This is a genomic window from Stenotrophomonas sp. SbOxS2 (assembly GCF_013416715.1).
GTDB lineage: Bacteria > Pseudomonadota > Gammaproteobacteria > Xanthomonadales > Xanthomonadaceae > Stenotrophomonas > Stenotrophomonas lactitubi.
In genome coordinates this window covers 371,696-389,297 of record NZ_JAAVXD010000002.1, presented here as the reverse complement: position 1 = coordinate 389,297, position 17,602 = coordinate 371,696, and the positions used below count along the sequence as shown (strand labels likewise).

The 17,602-nt window shown below is 66.6% G+C and carries 15 protein-coding genes; 8 read left to right on the top strand and 7 right to left on the bottom strand.

The window, feature by feature from the left end; genetic code table 11:
* The first annotated feature begins 145 nt into the window (after positions 1-145).
* From cls to HFK18_RS04850, 4 genes are all read left to right on the top strand, one after another.
* Complete coding sequence (cls, locus tag HFK18_RS04865; protein ID WP_180164759.1) at positions 146-1,606, top strand: cardiolipin synthase; 1,461 nt, start codon at positions 146-148, stop codon at positions 1,604-1,606.
* Between the two features lie 40 nt (positions 1,607-1,646).
* Positions 1,647-1,907, top strand: coding sequence for a hypothetical protein (locus HFK18_RS04860; RefSeq protein ID WP_180164757.1), 261 nt, complete (start codon positions 1,647-1,649; stop codon positions 1,905-1,907).
* Between the two features lie 9 nt (positions 1,908-1,916).
* The gene (locus tag HFK18_RS04855) at positions 1,917-2,660 is read left to right on the top strand and encodes a pyridoxine 5'-phosphate synthase (protein WP_100554277.1); all 744 of its coding nucleotides are present in this window, start codon (positions 1,917-1,919) and stop codon (positions 2,658-2,660) included.
* A 302-nt stretch (positions 2,661-2,962) separates the two neighbouring features.
* Positions 2,963-4,075 carry a PA0069 family radical SAM protein gene (locus HFK18_RS04850; protein WP_180164755.1) on the top strand — a complete coding sequence of 371 codons (1,113 nt, stop codon included), beginning with the start codon at positions 2,963-2,965 and terminating at the stop codon, positions 4,073-4,075.
* A gap of 30 nt (positions 4,076-4,105) precedes the next feature.
* On the opposite strand, the gene HFK18_RS04845 is transcribed toward HFK18_RS04850, so the two are convergent.
* The 3 genes from HFK18_RS04845 to HFK18_RS04835 form a co-directional block, all read right to left on the bottom strand.
* Positions 4,106-4,816, bottom strand: coding sequence for a 2OG-Fe(II) oxygenase (locus HFK18_RS04845; protein WP_180164753.1), 711 nt, complete (start codon positions 4,814-4,816; stop codon positions 4,106-4,108).
* Positions 4,817-4,924: 108 nt separating this feature from the next.
* A complete protein-coding gene (locus HFK18_RS04840) occupies positions 4,925-5,941 on the bottom strand; it encodes a class 1 fructose-bisphosphatase (protein ID WP_100554281.1) in 1,017 nt (338 codons plus the stop codon).
* A 275-nt stretch (positions 5,942-6,216) separates the two neighbouring features.
* Positions 6,217-7,419 carry an amino acid aminotransferase gene (locus tag HFK18_RS04835; RefSeq protein WP_025875527.1) on the bottom strand — a complete coding sequence of 401 codons (1,203 nt, stop codon included), beginning with the start codon at positions 7,417-7,419 and terminating at the stop codon, positions 6,217-6,219.
* Positions 7,420-7,590: 171 nt separating this feature from the next.
* Between HFK18_RS04835 and HFK18_RS04830 the strand changes: the two genes are divergently transcribed.
* Entirely contained in the window at positions 7,591-9,705 is a 2,115-nt protein-coding gene (locus HFK18_RS04830; protein WP_180164751.1) for a TonB-dependent receptor, read from the top strand.
* Positions 9,706-9,781: 76 nt separating this feature from the next.
* Here the strand turns inward: HFK18_RS04830 and HFK18_RS04825 are convergent, their stop codons facing one another.
* Complete coding sequence (locus tag HFK18_RS04825; protein WP_089241889.1) at positions 9,782-10,108, bottom strand: hypothetical protein; 327 nt, start codon at positions 10,106-10,108, stop codon at positions 9,782-9,784.
* 141 nt (positions 10,109-10,249) lie between these two features.
* On the opposite strand from HFK18_RS04825, the gene HFK18_RS04820 reads away from it, so the two are divergent.
* The 3 genes from HFK18_RS04820 to ligD all read left to right on the top strand — a co-directional run bounded on the left by HFK18_RS04820 (position 10,250) and on the right by ligD (position 14,205).
* Complete coding sequence (locus HFK18_RS04820) at positions 10,250-10,648, top strand: hypothetical protein (RefSeq protein ID WP_025875521.1); 399 nt, start codon at positions 10,250-10,252, stop codon at positions 10,646-10,648.
* Between the two features lie 146 nt (positions 10,649-10,794).
* The gene (locus HFK18_RS04815) at positions 10,795-11,724 is read left to right on the top strand and encodes a Ku protein (RefSeq protein ID WP_180164749.1); all 930 of its coding nucleotides are present in this window, start codon (positions 10,795-10,797) and stop codon (positions 11,722-11,724) included.
* Positions 11,725-11,727: 3 nt separating this feature from the next.
* Entirely contained in the window at positions 11,728-14,205 is a 2,478-nt protein-coding gene (gene ligD, locus HFK18_RS04810) for a DNA ligase D (protein WP_180164747.1), read from the top strand.
* Between the two features lie 117 nt (positions 14,206-14,322).
* On the opposite strand, the gene HFK18_RS04805 is transcribed toward ligD, so the two are convergent.
* The 3 genes from HFK18_RS04805 to adh all read right to left on the bottom strand — a co-directional run bounded on the left by HFK18_RS04805 (position 14,323) and on the right by adh (position 17,455).
* Entirely contained in the window at positions 14,323-14,712 is a 390-nt protein-coding gene (locus HFK18_RS04805) for a hypothetical protein (RefSeq protein ID WP_180164745.1), read from the bottom strand.
* A gap of 104 nt (positions 14,713-14,816) precedes the next feature.
* On the bottom strand, positions 14,817-15,845 hold the full coding sequence (gene adhP / locus HFK18_RS04800; protein ID WP_180164743.1) for an alcohol dehydrogenase AdhP: 1,029 nt from the start codon (positions 15,843-15,845) through the stop codon (positions 14,817-14,819).
* 80 nt (positions 15,846-15,925) lie between these two features.
* Positions 15,926-17,455: an aldehyde dehydrogenase gene (adh, locus tag HFK18_RS04795; protein WP_180164741.1), complete on the bottom strand. Its 1,530-nt coding sequence runs from the start codon at positions 17,453-17,455 to the stop codon at positions 15,926-15,928.
* Positions 17,456-17,602: the final 147 nt, after the last annotated feature.

Sequence of the window (17,602 nt, the reverse complement as noted above, 5' to 3'; positions counted from 1 at the left end):
TCTTTTTTTGAATGACATGCCTGCGCTTGGTAGGTGTCGACCTTGGTCGACACGTGGATCCACGCCATGCGTGGATGCGTCTTGCCGGGAACGCGTCTGGGAACAAATGCCGCTGACCGGTGCGTGTCCCCGCTATGATCGGCGGATGCTCGCCCTCTTCGATTCCGTGCGCCATTGGCTTGATGGCATCGCCCACCTGGGAACGATCCTGGCGGTGGCCTACCTGCTGTACCTGCTCGCCCTGACCGGCTGGATCATGCTGCAGAAGCGCGAGCCGGTGGCCACGCTGAGCTGGATCCTGTCGCTGGCGCTGCTGCCCTACCTCGGCCTCTTCATCTACTACCTGCTGGGACCGCAGAAGGTGAAGCGGCAACGGCTGCGACGCGGTCGTGCGCGCTCGGGCATGGAGCACTACAGCGATGTCTGCCCACCCGATGCCGACTGCACCGAGCTGGCCAAGATCGCGCAGGCGACGACTGGGCTGGCGCCAAGCACCGCCACCGAAGTGACCTGGTTGGTCGACGGCGCGGCCACCTATGCTGCGCTGTTGGAAGCGGTGGCGCAGGCCCGTGACCATGTGCATCTGGAGTACTACATCTTCAATCCCGACCACGCCGGCACCGCGTTGCGGGATGCCTTGCTGGAACGGGCCCGTGCCGGTGTGCAGGTACGGCTGCTACTGGACGCGGTAGGCTCCTCCGCCGTGCGCCAGCGCTTCGTGCAGCCGCTGCTGGATGCCGGCGCGGAAGTGGTCTGGTTCCATCCGCGGCAGCTGCTGAAGCCGTTCAAACGCCCCTGGTTGAACCTGCGCACGCACCGCAAGCTGGTGATCGTCGATGGCCGGCTGGCGTTCACCGGCGGCATCAATATCACCGACGACGAAGACGAAAGTCGCAACCCGAATGCCTATCGCGATCTGCACATGCGCCTGCGCGGGCACGTGGTGCGCAGCCTGCAGTTGGTGTTTGCCGAGGACTGGTTGTACGCCAGTGGCCAGGATCACTCGCGGTTCGACATCGCCCGGCTGTGGCCGAGCGATATGGCCCTGCGCGGCGACGGCGCGATCGACGCGCAGGTGCTGGTCTCCGGCCCGGATTCGGGATGGGAGACGATCCACAGACTGCATGTGGCCGCCATCCAGGAAGCACGTGAGCGGGTCTGGCTGGTGACGCCTTACTTCGTACCTGGCGAGGCGGCGCGGATGGCGCTGACGTCGGCGGCACTCGGCGGCCTGGACGTGCGCCTGCTGGTACCGAAGATGAGCGACTCCTGGTTCGTCACCCAGGCCGCCCGCTCGTACTTCGACGAACTGCTGCATGCGGGAGTGAAGATCTACGAGTACGGTCCGCGCATGCTGCATACCAAGGCCTTCATCGCCGACGATGATGTCTGCATCGTCGGCAGCGCCAACTTCGATCACCGCAGCTTCCGCCTGAATTTCGAGCTGTCGATGATGATCAGCGATCGTGGCCGGGTGGCGGAACTGTCCCTGTTGCTGCAGTCCGAGTTCGAGCGCGCCACCCGCGTACACGACCAGGCAGGGCGCTCGCTGTGGCTGCATCGGTTGCCCGAGGCCTTCGCGCGATTGGCCTCGCCGCTGCTGTGAGGCAGCGCTACACTGCGGCGGTGGCCCGGGGAGACTGACAATGTACTGGCTGTACCTGCTGCTGGCGCTGGGCTGCTTCGCCTTTGCGTTGAAAACACCGAACATGGGGCTGATGTCACTGGCCCTGCTGGGCGCCCTCGCCTTCCTGCTGGCGTGGGTGCGTGGCCGTTACGTCGCACGCTTTGGCGACCTTCAGCGTGATCCGGCGACACTGGTGGACAGCGATGAACTGCGGCGTCTGCGCGAACAGGCCAAGGTTCCCCCGGCTGACGGCAGCGACCCTCCCTCTTACTCCCCGTAGTCCCGTTCCATGACCCAGCTCAGCGTCAACGTCAACAAGATCGCCGTCCTGCGCAACTCGCGTGGCGGTGCCGAACCGGACGTGGTGCGTGCCGCCCAGGCCTGCCTGGATGCGGGCGCGCATGGCATCACCGTGCACCCGCGGCCGGACCGCCGCCACATCACCGCCGAGGACGTGCTGGCACTGTCGGCGCTGACCCGTGCGCGGGGCGTCGAGTTCAACATCGAAGGCAACCCGTTCGCGCCGCCGCGTGAGGGCTACCCCGGGCTGCTGCCGCTGTGCGCGCAGACGCGCCCGGCACAGGCCACGCTGGTTCCCGATGGCGATGGCCAGATCACCTCTGACCATGGTTTCGACTTCGAGCGCGACGCGCAGCGACTGCGCCCGCTGGTGGCCGAACTGAAGGCGATGGGCTGCCGGGTGAGCCTGTTCGTGGATGCCGGCAACCCGCTGCTGGAACAGGCGGCCGAGGTCGGCGCCGACCGCATCGAGCTGTACACCGGCCCGTATGCCGAGGCCCATGCTGCTGGCGACGTACGGGCAATGCTTGAACTGTTTGCCACCGCCGCACGCCGTGCACAGGCCGTCGGCCTGGGTGTGAATGCCGGACACGACCTGTCGCAGGACAACCTGCGTGACTTCCTGGCCGATGTGCCGGAGGTGCTGGAGGTCTCGATCGGCCACGCGCTGATCGGCGAGGCGCTGTACGACGGCCTGGATGCCACGGTGAAGGGTTACCTGGCACTGCTGTAGCAGTGCATGGGACTTCCCCGGCAGATTGAAGCCGGAGGACGTGCGGCAGGTCGCCGTATTCCGGCTTGGCGTGCGTCCCTGTAGCCGATCTTCCCATCGCAGCTGTTGAGACACCCGTGGCCCATGCTGGCCTGCCGCGGCGATGGCGCGCGCCCGGTCGCAAGCCACGCAACCCTGTGGACAAGTCTGGGGTCAACGTGCGGTCCCATACGCCTCCGCGCCTACAGCTACGTGAATCCTGGCTGCTTGCGCTGCCTGTGGTTAGCAATAATACTAATACCCCGTAACGGCCGGAGGGCAACATGCAGCATCCCCCTCGCAACGCCCAGGCCGCCATCAAGGGCCGGGGTTCCACGTCCCATCTTGCGGGGCGTTTTGAAAGCACCGTCAGCGAGGCGGTGGACGATGGCTGGGCAGTGGACGAAAGCGAGGAGTTCCGCGCCCCGCGCCTGCGCACCGAAGTACGCGCGGAGACCGCTCGCAGCATCATCAGCCGCAACAACTCGCCGGACGTTGGCTTCAGCCAGTCGGTGAATCCGTATCGAGGCTGCGAGCACGGCTGCTCGTACTGCTTCGCGCGTCCCTCGCATGCCTATCTGAACCTATCGCCTGGCCTGGACTTCGAGACCAAGCTGTTTGCCAAGACCAACGCGCCCCAGCTGCTGCGCAAGGAACTGTCGAAGCCGGGCTACGTGCCGCATCCGATCGCGCTGGGCATCAACACCGACGCGTACCAGCCGATCGAGCGCAAGTTCAAGCTGACCCGTCAGCTGATCGAGGTGATGCTCGAAACCAAACACCCGTTCTCGCTGATCACCAAGAACGCGCTGGTCGAGCGCGACATCGATCTGCTCGCACCACTGGCGGCGGAGAACCTGGTCAGCGTGCATTTCTCGGTGACATCGCTGGATCCGCATCTGTCGGCGAAACTGGAGCCGCGTGCCTCGGCACCCCATGCGCGCCTGCGTGCCATGAAGCGCCTGCACGAGGCCGGTATCCCGGTCGGTGTGATGGTGGCGCCGGTGATTCCGTGGATCAACGACAGCGAACTGGAAGCCGTGCTGGAGGCTGCGCATGATGCCGGCGCCAGCACCGCAGGCTACGTGCTGCTGCGCTTGCCGCTGGAAGTGGCGCCGTTGTTCCGCGATTGGCTGGATACCCACCATCCGGATCGTGCCGCGCATGTGATGAGCACGATCCAGCAGCTGCGTGGCGGCAAGGATTACGACAGCCAGTTCGGCACGCGCATGCGTGGCCAGGGCGTCTATGCGGAGCTGTTGAGCAACCGCTTCAAGCTGGCGCGCAAGCGCCTCGGGTTCAATGCGCAGAACAGCCACTGGCCGAAGCTGGATTGCAGCCGGTTCGAGAAACCGTTGCCGCCGAAGGTGGATACGCCGCAGGGCAGTCTGTTCTAGGCAGCGGCGGTCACAGCGCGGTGCTGCGTATCAGCCCCCACCAAACAACTTCTGCGCACTCTGGAACAGGATCCAGCTGGTGGCGATGAACTTGTCGCCACCCTGTGGCCGGTTGCCGCGATGGGTATGGGTAAACGCCGTCGGCGCAATCAACAGACTGCCGGTACGCGGTGCGATCTTCCGGCCCTGGAACAGGAACTCGGTTTCGCCTTCTTCGAAGTCGTCGTTGAGGTACAGCGTCCACAGCACATGCCGGTGCAGGGTCTCGGCCTGCGCATCCTTCGGGTACAGCTCGCAGTGCCAGTACGGGTAGCCGCCCTCGCCCGCTGCGTACCACTGCAGGTTGATCGCGCCCGGGCGCAGGCAGGTGCGCGCCAGATCCGCAAGCTGTTCCGGTGCCATGTCGGGAAAATCCTCGGCCGACAGACGTCGCGGCTGGCCGTTGCTGTCCTGGATCTGCAACATCAGCGGCGCGATCAATGCCTGTGGATAACGGCGTAGATAAGTCTGCAGACCGGCAAAAACCGCCTGTTGCAGCTGCTGGTCCACATCCTGCCAGCCCTCCACGCCGCTGATCCGCAGATCCTTGCTGTGCTTGAGTTCCGGGAACACGCCGCTGCCCACTGCACCGGGTTTCAGGCCCTGACTTGCACGCATGCGGGCGACGATCGCAGCGCACACGTCGCTGGGGACGGCGTTGTGGATGACCTCGATGAAATCGACAGGGCCCGGCTCGTGCATGCGTGCATTCCTTCGACGGCAAGGGCTTGATGGTGCCGTTTGCAGCCGCTGCTGTCACCCTGCGGTCATGTCATCAATCTGCCATGACCGCTGTAGGGATGGCCGCTGTCAGACGCTCTTCGCGTCATGCTCCTGGTGATAACGCACGGCCTCGGCGACCTCTTCGCGCGAACCGAGGAACACCGGCACGCGTTGGTGCAGCTGGTCGGGTTGCAGGTCGATGATGCGTTCGCGACCGGTCCAGGCCGTACCGCCCGCCTGCTCCACCAGCAGGCCCATCGGGTTGGCTTCGTACATCAGGCGCAGCTTGCCGGCCTTGCCCGGTTCCTTCTTGTCCCACGGGTAGATGAAGATGCCGCCGCGGGTCAGGATGCGATGCACGTCGGCGACCATGCTGGCGATCCAGCGCATGTTGAAGTTCTTGCCGCGCGGGCCTTCCTTGCCGGCCAGCAGATCTTCCACATAGGCCTGCATCGGCGCTTCCCAGTGGCGCTGGTTGGACATGTTGATGGCGAACTCCTGGGTGGCCGCCGGGATCTGCATGTTCTCGGTGGTCAGCAGGAACTCGCCGGTTTCGCGGTCGAGGGTGAAGGCGTGGGTACCGTGGCCGACGGTCAGCACCAGCTGCGTGCTGGGACCGTAGATGCAGTAGCCGGCGGCGATCTGCTTGCTGCCCGGCTGCAGGAAGGCGTCATCGCCAGGCAGCTCGACGTTGGTCGGGCAACGCAGCACCGAGAAGATGGTGCCGACGGAGACGTTGACGTCGATGTTGGAGCTGCCATCGAGGGGATCGAACAGCAGCAGGAAATCGCCGCGCGGGTAGATGTCCGGCACCGGCTGGCTGTGGTCCATTTCCTCCGATGCGCAGGCAGCGAGGTGACCGCCCCAGGCGTTGGCCTCCAGCAGGATCTCGTTGCTGATGACATCCAGCTTCTTCTGCGCTTCGCCCTGCACGTTGCCGGTGCCGGCTTCGCCGAGCACGCCACCGAGGGCGCCCTTGCTGACGGCGATGGAGATGCTGGTGCAGGCGCGGGCGACGACCGCGATCAGCTGGCGCAGGTCGGCGTTGATGCGGCCGGCGTGCTGCTGCTGGATCAGGAAGCGGGTCAACGAGGTACGGGACATGGGCGGGCAGGTCTCGGCAACGGGGAAACGACTATTGTCGCTGGTCTGACTTGCGCGTGGGTGAGCGGGGAGGGCGTAATCGTTTCCAGAGGCGTTGCGCTGCAGAAGCGGGGCGCTCTGCTTCTGTAGAGCCGAGCCCGCGCTCGGCTGCTCTTCGTCCGTCACGCCGCGCAAGCCGAGCGCAGGCTCGACTCTACAGCAACCCTTGGCGAAGGCAGGAGCAAAAACAAAGGCGCCTTGCGGCGCCTTTGTTTTCAAACCACTGGAGGGGTGCTTCAGCCCTTGGCGACGGTGGCCACGGCCTTGGCGACGTATTCCAGGTTGTTCTGGTTCAGCGCGGCCACGCAGATGCGGCCGGTGCCGACGGCGTAGATGCCGAACTCGTCGCGCAGGCGCTCGACCTGTTCGCGGCTCAGGCCGGAGTACGAGAACATGCCGGCCTGCTCGTTGATGAAGCCGAACTGCGGGGCACCGGCGGCGGCCAGCTTCTCGACCAGGCCCTGGCGCAGGGCGTGGATGCGCTCGCGCATCTCGGTCAGTTCCTGCTCCCACATCGCGCGCAGTTCCGGGTTGGTCAGCACGCCGGCAACCAGTGCAGCACCGTGCGTGGACGGGCTGGAGTAGATCGTGCGGATCACGCGCTTGACCTGCGACTGCACGGCCTTGGCGTCAGCGGCGGTCGGCGCCACCATCGACAGCGCACCCACGCGCTCGCCATACAGCGAGAACGACTTGGAGTACGAGTTGGCGACGATGAAGCTGTCGATGCCGGCCTCGGCGATGATGCGCACGGCGGCGCCGTCCTGCTCGATGCCCTTGTCGAAGCCCTGGTAGGCCATGTCGATGAAGGGGAACAGCTGGCGGTCCTTCAGCAGCTGCGCGACCTGCTTCCACTGGCTGACGGTGAGGTCGGCGCCGGTGGGGTTGTGGCAGCAGGCGTGCAGCAGCACCACGGTGCCCGCTTCCAGCTTGCCCAGGTCGGCCAGCAGGCCGTCGAAGTTCACGCCATGGGTGGTCGGGTCGAAGTAGGTGTAATCGACCACCTCGAAACCAGCGGCGCTGAACACGGCGCGGTGGTTTTCCCAGCTCGGGTTGCTCAGCGCGACGGTGGCGTGCGGCAGCAGCTTCTTCAGCACGTCGGCGCCGACGCGCAGCGCACCGCTGCCACCGACGGTCTGTGCGGTGGTGACGCGGCCGGCGGCCAGCAGCGGCGAATCCTTGCCGAACACCAGCTCACGGGTAGCCTGGGTGTATGCCGGCAGGCCATCGATCGGCAGGTAGCCGCGCGGTTTGGCTTCGTTGGCGAGCTGCTGCTCGATCTGCTTGACGGCGCGCAGCAGCGGAATGCGGCCGCTCTCGTCGTAGTAGATGCCCACACCCAGGTTGACCTTGGTCGGGCGGCTGTCGGCGTTGTACGCCTCGGTCAGGCCCAGGATCGGGTCGCCTGGGACCAGTTCCACGTTTGCAAAGAAGGACACGGCGGTACTCGTTCGGTAGACGGAAAGGGGGAGGAATTGCGCCACGCGGCTTGCGGCTTTTCGGCCGGAAACAGCCCATCGTAACAAAGCCTGCCGGGGCTGGCCGCCGCCATCGTCATCCGCCTGCCCGTACCATGGCGTGCGTTGCCGCTCGATCCATCAACCTGAATCATGAATTCCGCCGCACGACGTCATTGCCTGCCGCTGTCCGCCCTGCTGCTGTCGCCTTTTTCGGTGGCGGCCGCGCCCTCGCCCACCGCACTGCCAGCGGTCCAGGTGCAGGCCGCGCGGGTGCCGGGCGTGGATCCCTTCGCCCTGCCCGCCAGCCTGGATACGGTGTGGATCGATGCCGACCGTAGCGGCCCCAACGCGCAGCTGTCCGAGGCGCTGGGCGGGGTGCCGGGCCTGCTGGCCAGGGACCGGCAGAACTTCGCACAGGACACCCAGCTGTCGATCCGTGGCTTCGGCGCCCGTTCGACCTTCGGCGTGCGCGGGGTGCGGGTGCTGATCGATGGGGTGCCGGCGACCATGCCCGATGGCCAGGGCCAGCTGTCGCACGCCAGCCTGCTCGGTGCCGAACGCATCGAGGTGCTGCGCGGGCCGTTCTCGGCGTTGTACGGTAATTCCTCCGGCGGCGTGCTGCAGGTGTGGAGCGCGCAGGGCCAGGCCGGTGACCCGTGGCGGCTGCGGGTGAATGCCGGTGCCGACAACACGCTCAGCGTCGGCGCGCAGCTGCGCGGGGCGGGCAAGGGCATCGACTACAACGTGGCCGCCAACCATTTCAGTACCGATGGCTGGCGTGACCATAGCCGTGCGCGCCGCGAATCGTTGAACGCGCGGCTGGGCACCGAGCTCGCTGGCGGCCGCCTGGAACTGCTGCTCAATGCGCTGCATGCGCCCAACGCGCAGGACCCGCTGGGCCTGACCCGCGCGCAGGTGGCGGCCGACCCGCGCCAGGCCACGGCGGTGGCTGAGCAGTACAACACCCGCAAATCGGTGCGCCAGCAGCAGGCCGGCCTGCGCTGGACGCGGGAAGCCGGTGCGCAGCGCTGGCAGCTGATGGGCTATGCCGGGCAGCGCGCGGTGAGCCAGTACCTGCCGATTCCCCCGGGACCGCAGGCCAACCCATTGCACGCCGGTGGCGTGATCGACCTGGATGGCGGCTACGGCGGCTTGGACGCGCGCTGGGGCTGGAACGGCGATCTGTGGGGCCGCCCGCTGGATCTGGTGGTGGGCGTGAACGCCGATCGCCAGCGCCAGCACCGCACTGGCTACGAGAACTTCATCGGCAGCAGCGTGGGCGTACGCGGTCGCCTGCGCCGCGACCAGATCGACATCGTGCAGAACGTGGACCAGTTCGCGCAGGCGTGGTGGCAATGGAGCCCGCGCTGGTCGCTGTTGGCCGGAGTGCGCCACAGCACGGTGCGCTTCGAATCGGATGATCGCTACATCGTCGGGCGCAACCCGGACGACAGCGGCAGCCGCCGCTACCAGGCCACCACGCCGGTGGCGGGTGTCAGCTTCGAGGCAAGCCCGCAGTGGCGCCTGCACGCGGCCGTGGGCCGTGGATTTGAAACCCCGACGTTCAACGAACTGGGTTACCGCGCCGACGGCCAGGCCGGGCTGGCGCTGGATCTGGCGGCCGCCCGCAGCCGCAGCCTGGAAGTGGGCAGCAAGTGGCATGCGCAGGATGGAAGGCAGCTCGATGTGAGCCTGTTCCGCGCAGATACAGACGATGAGCTGGCCGTTGCCAGCAATACCAACGGTCGCAGCACGTACCGCAACATCGGCCGCACCCGCCGCCAGGGTGTGGAGCTGCAGTACCGGCAACCGATGGCCGAGCAGCTGGAGCTGCAGCTGGCCTGGACCTGGCTGCAGGCGCAGGTGCGCTCGCCCTACCTTGCCTGCGCGGCCAGCGACTGCGCCGTGCCCGATACCGTCGTTGCCGCCGGCAGCCGCCTGCCCGGCGTGCCCCGGCAGCAGGCGTATGCGCGCCTGCAGTGGTCGCCGGGGGACTGGCAGTGGGCGCTGGAAGCTGCCGCCAGCAGCGACGTGGTCGTGAACGACATCGCCACCGAGCGCGCGCCGGGATACGCACTGCTGAACCTGGAAGCCGGGCGCAGCTGGACGCTGCAGTCCGGTGACCTGCGCGCATTCGCGCGTATCGACAACGTGCTGGACCAGCGCTACATCGGCTCGGTGATCGTCAACGACGGCAACGGCCGGTTCTTCGAACCGGGGCCGGACCGCCGCGCCAGCGTCGGCCTGCAGTGGTCATGGCGCTGAAGCAGTAGTGCCGGCCGCTGGCCGGCATCGCTTCGTGCAGGGGACAAGGTTGCCGGCCAGCGGCCGGCACTACCCGTCAATCGGGGGCCTTGGCTGGGACGAACGGTGAGGTCGGGTCGCTGGCCGGGAAGGTCTCTTCCAGCGCCTCGTCCTGGTTGTCGCTGGCGTGCTGCTTGCGCTCGCGCCGCTTCAGCGGGCTTTCCTGGCCACCGCGGTTGCGATCGCCACAGTCCTTGCGGTCCTGTGCGGCCTGCTCAGGCCGGCGCACGACCGGCAATGCACCCTCGTCGGGTGTCGACATGCCGGCGCCACGGTCCTCGGCGTCGGCCAGATCGTGTTTGCCGCGCTGCTCGCCCGGCTCGGGGGTGTGGTTCTCACGCAGGGGGTCACGGGTGGTGGTCATGGGGCATTCCTCCGGTAGGCCTCCACTACAGCGCGGACGAGGTAAAGCCACTGCGAACCTGGCGTCATGAACATCTTTGTCACGACTGGATAACGGCGGCGCGCGTATTCCTGCCCACCCGCCCTGCTGCAGGAGCCGGCCATGCCCCGTCTTGAACGCCCCGCCCCGTCCGTGTTCAACGCCCTGCTGGATCCGCTGGGCCAGCGCAGCACGCAGCGCCGGACGCGCCGCCTGGAGGATCCCCAAGCGGTGGCGCAGGATTACCTGCAGTACATGCTGAGCGACTACGAGGAACGCCGCGGACAGGGGCATCGCAACTGGCGCGATCTGTGCCCGGTGTATGCCTTCGCGCTGACCACCCATGCCGCCGACTGGCCGCGTGGAGGTGAGGCCGATACCAGTGGCGAACTGGCCGAGCACTGGGACCAGATGCGTGGACAGTCGCGCCTGAACTGGGCACAGGCGCAGCCGGTGGTGGAAGATGCCTGGCGCGCGCTGGACCACATCCCTGCCGCTGCGGTGAGGCCGCTGCTGCAGTAGTGCCGGCCGCTGGCCGGCGGCTCGTTGAATCCTGAGGATGCCGGCCAGCGGCCGGCACTACCCGCACGGCGTGCACGTTGCCGACACGGTTGTTTCACGGTAGCCGGCCGAAGCTGGCTACCCCTGCTGAAACCCAGGTGCGCATCATGGCCCGCCCGATCTGGACCGGTACGCTTTCCTTCGGCCTGCTCAACGTACCGGTCTCGCTGATGTCCGGTGAGCGCAAGGTCGACCTGCACTTCCGCATGCTCGATTCGCGCGACCGCAAACCGATCCGCTTTGAACGGGTCAACGCCGATACCGGCGAGGAAGTGCCGTGGAAGGACATCGTCAAGGCCTTCGAGTACGACAAGGGCAGCTACGTCGTGCTGGAGGAAGACGATATCCGTTCGGCGGCACCGGAAAGCCATGAAACGGTGGAGGTGGAAACCTTTGTCGACGCCAGCCAGATCGATCCGCGCTACTACGAGAAGCCCTATCTGCTGGTGCCGGGGAAAAAGGCCGAGAAAGGTTACGTGCTGCTGCGGGAAACGCTGCGCAGCACTGGCAAGGTCGGTATCGCACGGGTGGTGGTGCGCACGCGCGAGTACCTGTGCGCGGTGATGCCCAATGACGACGCACTGGTGCTGATGATCCTGCGTTATCCACAGGAACTGGTCGAGCCTGACGACTACAAGCTGCCCAGTGGAAAGCTCGCCGATTACCGCATCACCAGCAAGGAAACGGCGATGGCCGAGCAGCTGATCGAGTCGATGTCCGGCGACTGGGATCCGTCGCAGTATCACGATGAATTCCGCGAACGCCTGCAGCAGGTGCTGAACAAGCGCATCAAGTCCAAGGGCGGCACGACCAAGGTAGAAGACGAGCCGGCACCGCGCGAAGATGCCACCACCAACGTGGTGGACTTCATGTCGCTGCTGCAGAAGAGCCTGGATGCCAACAAGCGCACGCCGGCGAAGAAGGCGGCAGCGGGCAAGGCACCGGCCAGGAAGACAGCGGCGAAGAAGACACCGGCAAAAAAGGCCCCGGCGAAGAAGGCTGCAAAGAAAACCGTCGCGCGACGCAAGGCAGGTTGAGCCATGTCGTTGCATCAGTACCGGCGCAAGCGTCGGCTGGGCGGAGGCAGCGGGCAGACCCCCGAGCCGGATGAAACGCCTGCACGGGGCAACCCGAAGCGACGGCCGATCTTCGTGGTTCAGCTGCACCACGCCAGCAGCCGCCACTACGATTTCCGCCTGGAAATGGATGGCGTGCTGAAGAGCTGGGCGGTGCCGAAGGGGCCGTCGCTGCGGGTGGGTGAGAAGCGTCTGGCGGTGGAGGTGGAAGACCACCCGCTGTCCTATGCCGGCTTCGAAGGCGATATTCCGGAAGGACACTACGGCGCCGGCCACGTCGATGTATTCGACCACGGCAGCTGGGCCTGCGAAGACGATCCGCTGCAAGCATTGGGGGCCGGCAAGATCGACTTCGTGTTGCATGGACAGCGCTTGGCCGGTGGCTGGAAGCTGGTGCGCACGGCGATGAAGGGCCGCCAGGTGCAGTGGCTGCTGATCAAGCGCGACGACGAGCAGGCGCGGGATGCCGAAGCGGATGATCTGCTGCACGCGCCGACCCGGAAGCCTGCGAAGACCAACCGGGCCTCTACGAAGAAGGCGGCGCCAGCGCCGCGTACCGCACATCCACGCAAGGCCGATGCACGCTGGCATGCGCGCGCGCTGAAGCTGGATGGGGCGCGTGACAAGAGCTACCCGCGCCAGTTCAAACCACAGCTCACCGATCATCGCGACACCGCGCCCGATGGTGAGCGTTGGCTGCACGAGATCAAGTGGGATGGCTACCGGCTGCTGGCCGATCTGCACGAGGGCGAGGTCAAACTGCGCTCGCGCAATGGCCTGGACTGGACCGCGGATTTTCCCGAAGTGGTGCAGGCCGTACAGGCGCTGCCGGTACGCGATGCACGTCTGGATGGGGAACTGGTGGTGCTGGACGACAACGGCCGCAGCGACTTCGCCGCGCTGCAGCGGGTGATCGACGGCAGCTCGAAACAACCGCTGCGCTACATCGTGTTCGATCTGCCGGGCGTGGCCGGGGTCGACATCAGCCGCGCGCCGCTGCTGGAACGCAAGGCACTGCTGAAAGCGCTGATTGGCGATACGCCTGGCACGCTGGCTTTCAGCGAGCACGTCATCGATCACGGCCCGGCGGTGTTCGAGGCCAGCGGCAAGGCGGGCTTCGAAGGCATCGTCAGCAAGCAGGTCGATGCGCCCTACGTGAACGCCCGCGCACGAAGCTGGGTGAAGGTGAAGCACGAGGACACCGATGAATTCCTGATCATCGGCCACACCGCGCCAAAGGGCTCGCGGGTGGGATTCGGTTCGCTGCTGCTGGCCACGCCGGACAAGGGCGGCCTGCGCTATGTCGGCCGGGTCGGTACCGGCTTCGACGACGAGAGCCTGCGCGCGCTGTCGGCGGCGCTGGCGCCGCTGGCGGTGAAAGCAGCGGTGCTGGAACTGCCGTCGCACGTGCCATTCCGTACGGCCAGCGTGCGCTGGGTGAAGCCGATGACGGTGGCCGAGGTCGCGTTCCGTGGCTGGGGCAAGGAGGGATTGCTGCGCCAGGCCAGCTTCAAGCGACTGCGCAGCGACAAGCAGAGGGAGGACCTGGGAATGAGAGCAGCACCGGCCGATGACGGTGACGACGTTGCCATCACCCATCCCGAGCGCGTGGTGTTTGCGAAGAAGAAGCTCAGCAAGGGCGACGTCGCCGACTACTACCGGCAGATGGCGCGATGGATCCTGCCGGAAATCAGTGGACGGCCGCTGTCGCTGCTGCGCTGTCCGGATGGCGTGGGCAAGGCCTGTTTCTTCCAGAAGCACCACGGCCAAGGCCTGGGCGACGCCGTGCATGCAGTGCCGCTGCAGCAGAAGAGCGGGCGCGAGGACTACGTCTATATCGATGACGAACGCGGGCTGCTGCAATTGGTGCAGATGAACACCCTGGAGCTGCATCCCTGGGGGGCGACGGTGGCCGATCCCGAGCATCCCGACCGGCTGGTGTTCGATCTTGATCCGGGTGAGGGCGTGAGCTGGGCCGACGTGAAGCGCGGCGCGCGTGATGTGCGCGATCGTTTGCAGGAGACCGGCCTGCGGAGCTTCGTGCGGTTGTCCGGTGGCAAGGGCGTGCATGTGGTGGTGCCGCTGCTGCCCAAGGCGGACTGGGAGGACGCGAAAGCGTTCTGCGAGGCGTTCGCGCAGGCGATGGCCGAACAGGCGCCGGACCGCTACGTGGCGACGATGAGCAAGGCCAAGCGAAGCGGGGTGATCTTCATCGACTGGCTGCGCAATACACGCGGCGCGACCAGCGTATGTTCGTGGTCGCTGCGTGCGCGCGAGAGCGCGGGCGTGGCGGTGCCGCTGCGCTGGGAAGAACTGGCGCGGGTCAGCGCTGCCGACGCGTTTCCGATGGACAAGGCATTGGCACGGGCGAAGCGATTGAAGTCGGACCCGTGGCAGGGCATCGACGCGTTGAAGCAGACGCTGCCGACGTCGAAGCGGTAGTGCCGGCCGCTGGCCGGCAACTGCAGGATCATCGAGGTTGCCGGCCAGCGGCCGGCACTACCCGTATCCGGGCATCGACGCGTTGAAGCAGAAGCGGCCAGTATTGACCGTGCGTGCTCAGCGCGGATCGCGCGACGCGCGACGACCGAACCGCCAGCCGACCAGCAACTGCACCGGCAGCGAGACCAGAAGGCCGATGACGAACCACCGTGGGAAATCGCCCCCCATCATCCACAGGCCATAGCCCGCGCCGAGTACCAGCAACGACCAGATCGAGGTGCCATGCGCACGTGGCCAGCACGGTGCGTAGTAGGTGGCAAAGGCGATGGCGGCGATACCGCCGAGCACGGTGAATGCCAGGTCCCAACCGAGTTGTGCCTCGCTACCCGGTGTCATGCCCAGCAGCGATGGCAGCCAGCCGGCGGCACTGCTGACCAGGGCCAGCGCGAGCAGCGCGCCGATCAGGGCGAGCAACGAGAGAAAGATGGTCTTGAGCGTGGCGGGCATGCGCGCATTGTAAGGCCGCCAAGCTGCCCGGCGCTGCCGGCAGATCGGCATGGCCGCCGTGCCCGTGGGAGAGGGAAACGGGCACGGCGGCCATGCACAGGGGGTCAGGCAGCGAAGTCGATCACCACGCGGCCTTCGATGGTGCCGGCGTGCATGCGCGCGAACACCTCGTTGACGTTCTCCAGGCGGTCGGTGCTGACCGTCGCCGCAACCTTGCCTTCGGCGGCGAACTGCAGCGATTCCTGCAGGTCCAGGCGGGTGCCGACGATCGAGCCGCGCACGGTGACGCCGTTGAGCACCATGCCGAAGATGTCCAGCGGGAAATTGCCCGGTGGCAGGCCGTTGAGCGAGACCGTGCCGCCGCGCCGCACCATCCCCAGCGCCTGTTCGAACGCCTTGGGCGACACCGCGGTGACCAGTGCACCATGCGCGCCGCCGATCTCCTTTTTCAGGAACGCGGCCGGATCGGTGGTGCGCGCGTTGACGGTGACCTGCGCGCCAAGGCGCTTGGCCAGGGCCAGCTTGGCGTCGTCCACGTCCACCGCTGCAACGTTCAGGCCCATCGCGCGTGCGTACTGCACGGCCATGTGGCCGAGGCCGCCGATGCCGGAGATCGCCACCCAGTCACCGGGCTTGGTGTCGGTGACCTTCAGGCCCTTGTACACGGTGACGCCCGCGCACAGCACCGGCGCGATCTCGACAAAGCCCACTTCCTTCGGAAGCAGGCCGACATAGTTGGCATCGGCCAGTGCGTACTCGGCGAAGCCGCCGTTGACCGAGTAGCCGGTATTGCGCTGCGTTTCGCACAGCGTTTCCCAGCCCCCCAGGCAGTGTTCGCAATGGCCACACGCCGAGTACAACCAGGGGATGCCGACCCTGTCACCTTCCTTGATGTGCCCTACCCCGCCTCCCACGGCCACGACGTGCCCCACGCCCTCGTGACCGGGGATGAACGGCGGGTTCGGTCTCACCGGCCAGTCGCCCTCGGCGGCGTGCAGGTCGGTGTGGCAGACGCCACAGGCCTCGATCTTGACCAGCACCTCGCCCGCCCCCGGGCGCGGTACCACGACTTCTTCGATGACCAGCGGCTTGCCGAACTCACGGACGACGGCGGCCTTCATGGTTCTGTTCATGCGTGCTTCTCCGTAGTGCGCTTGCAGACAGGATGGCGCCGGCCCCATGCCCGCGCCTTGATCCCGATCAATCCTCAGAATCAGAAGAAGCCGAGCTTCTTCGGTGCGTAGCTGACCAGCAGGTTCTTGGTCTGCTGGTAGTGGTCGAGCATCATCCGGTGGTTCTCGCGGCCGATGCCGGACTGCTTGTAGCCGCCGAACGCGGCGTGTGCCGGGTAGGCGTGATAGCAGTTGGTCCATACCCGTCCGGCCTGGATCGCGCGGCCCACCCGGTACAGGCGCGCGGCATCGCGGCTCCAGACGCCGGCCCCCAGCCCGTACAGCGTGTCGTTGGCGATCTGCAGCGCTTCTTCTTCGGTCCTGAACGTGGTCACCGACACCACCGGCCCGAAGATCTCCTCCTGGAACACGCGCATGCCGTTGTGGCCCTTGAACACGGTGGGCTGCACATAGAAGCCGCCGGCCAGGTCGCCGCCAAGCGCGGCCTTGTCGCCACCAATCAGCACTTCGGCGCCTTCCTCGCGGCCGATGGCGATGTAGGACAGGATCTTCTCCAGCTGTTCGGCCGATGCCTGCGCACCCACCATGGTGTTCGGGTCCAGCGGATTGCCCTGCCGGATCGCTGCCACGCGTTCAAGCACGCGCTCCATGAAGCGTTCGTAGATAGATTCCTGCACCAGCGCGCGCGACGGGCAGGTGCAGACCTCGCCCTGGTTGAAGGCGAACATGACAAAACCTTCCACCGCCTTGTCGAGGAAATCATCGTCCTCGGCCATCACGTCGGCGAAGAACAGGTTCGGCGATTTGCCGCCCAGTTCCAGCGTCACCGGAATCAGGTTCTGGCTGGCGTACTGCATGATCAGGCGGCCGGTGGAGGTCTCGCCGGTGAAGGCGATCTTGGCGATGCGCGGGCTGCTGGCCAGCGGCTTGCCCGCCTCCAGGCCGAAGCCGTTGACCACGTTGAGCACGCCCGGCGGCAGCAGGTCGCCGATCACCTCCATCAGCACCAGGATCGACGCGGGAGTCTGCTCGGCTGGCTTGAGCACCACGCAGTTGCCCGCGGCCAGTGCCGGCGCCAGCTTCCAGGCGGCCATCAGCAGCGGGAAGTTCCACGGGATGATCTGCCCGACCACGCCCAGCGGTTCGTGGAAATGGTAGGCCACGGTGTCGTCGTCGATCTGCGACAGGCTGCCTTCCTGCGCGCGCAGGCAACCGGCGAAATAGCGGAAGTGGTCGGCCATCAGCGGCACGTCGGCGTTGAGCGTCTCGCGGATCGGCTTGCCGTTGTCCCAGGTCTCGGCATGGGCCAGCAGTTCCAGGTTCTGTTCGATGCGATCGGCGATGCGGTTGAGCAGCAGTGCACGGTGGGCGGCCGATGTGCGGCCCCAGGCGTCCTTGGCGGCGTGCGCGGCATCGAGTGCGGCGTCGATGTCCTCGGCGTTGGAGCGGGCCACTTCAGTGAACACCTGGCCGTTCACCGGCGAGAGGTTATCGAAGTACCGGCCGCTGCGCGGGGCGATCCATTCGCCACCGATGTAGTTGCCATAGCGCGGCTTGAACAGGGAACGCGGATCGGTGGCATGCGGGCGGGTGGACGGTACGGCGTTCATGGCGGCTCCTGTGATGGGCGTGGTGCATCCACAGGCGCAAGGACGATGCCAACCATGCCCTGCTGCGCTGCATCACGCCTTCATCGCCCGGCCATCGGTCATCGTGTCGCGCGCCCTGCGGCAGTGCAGCAGGTGTGGCCGTTGCAG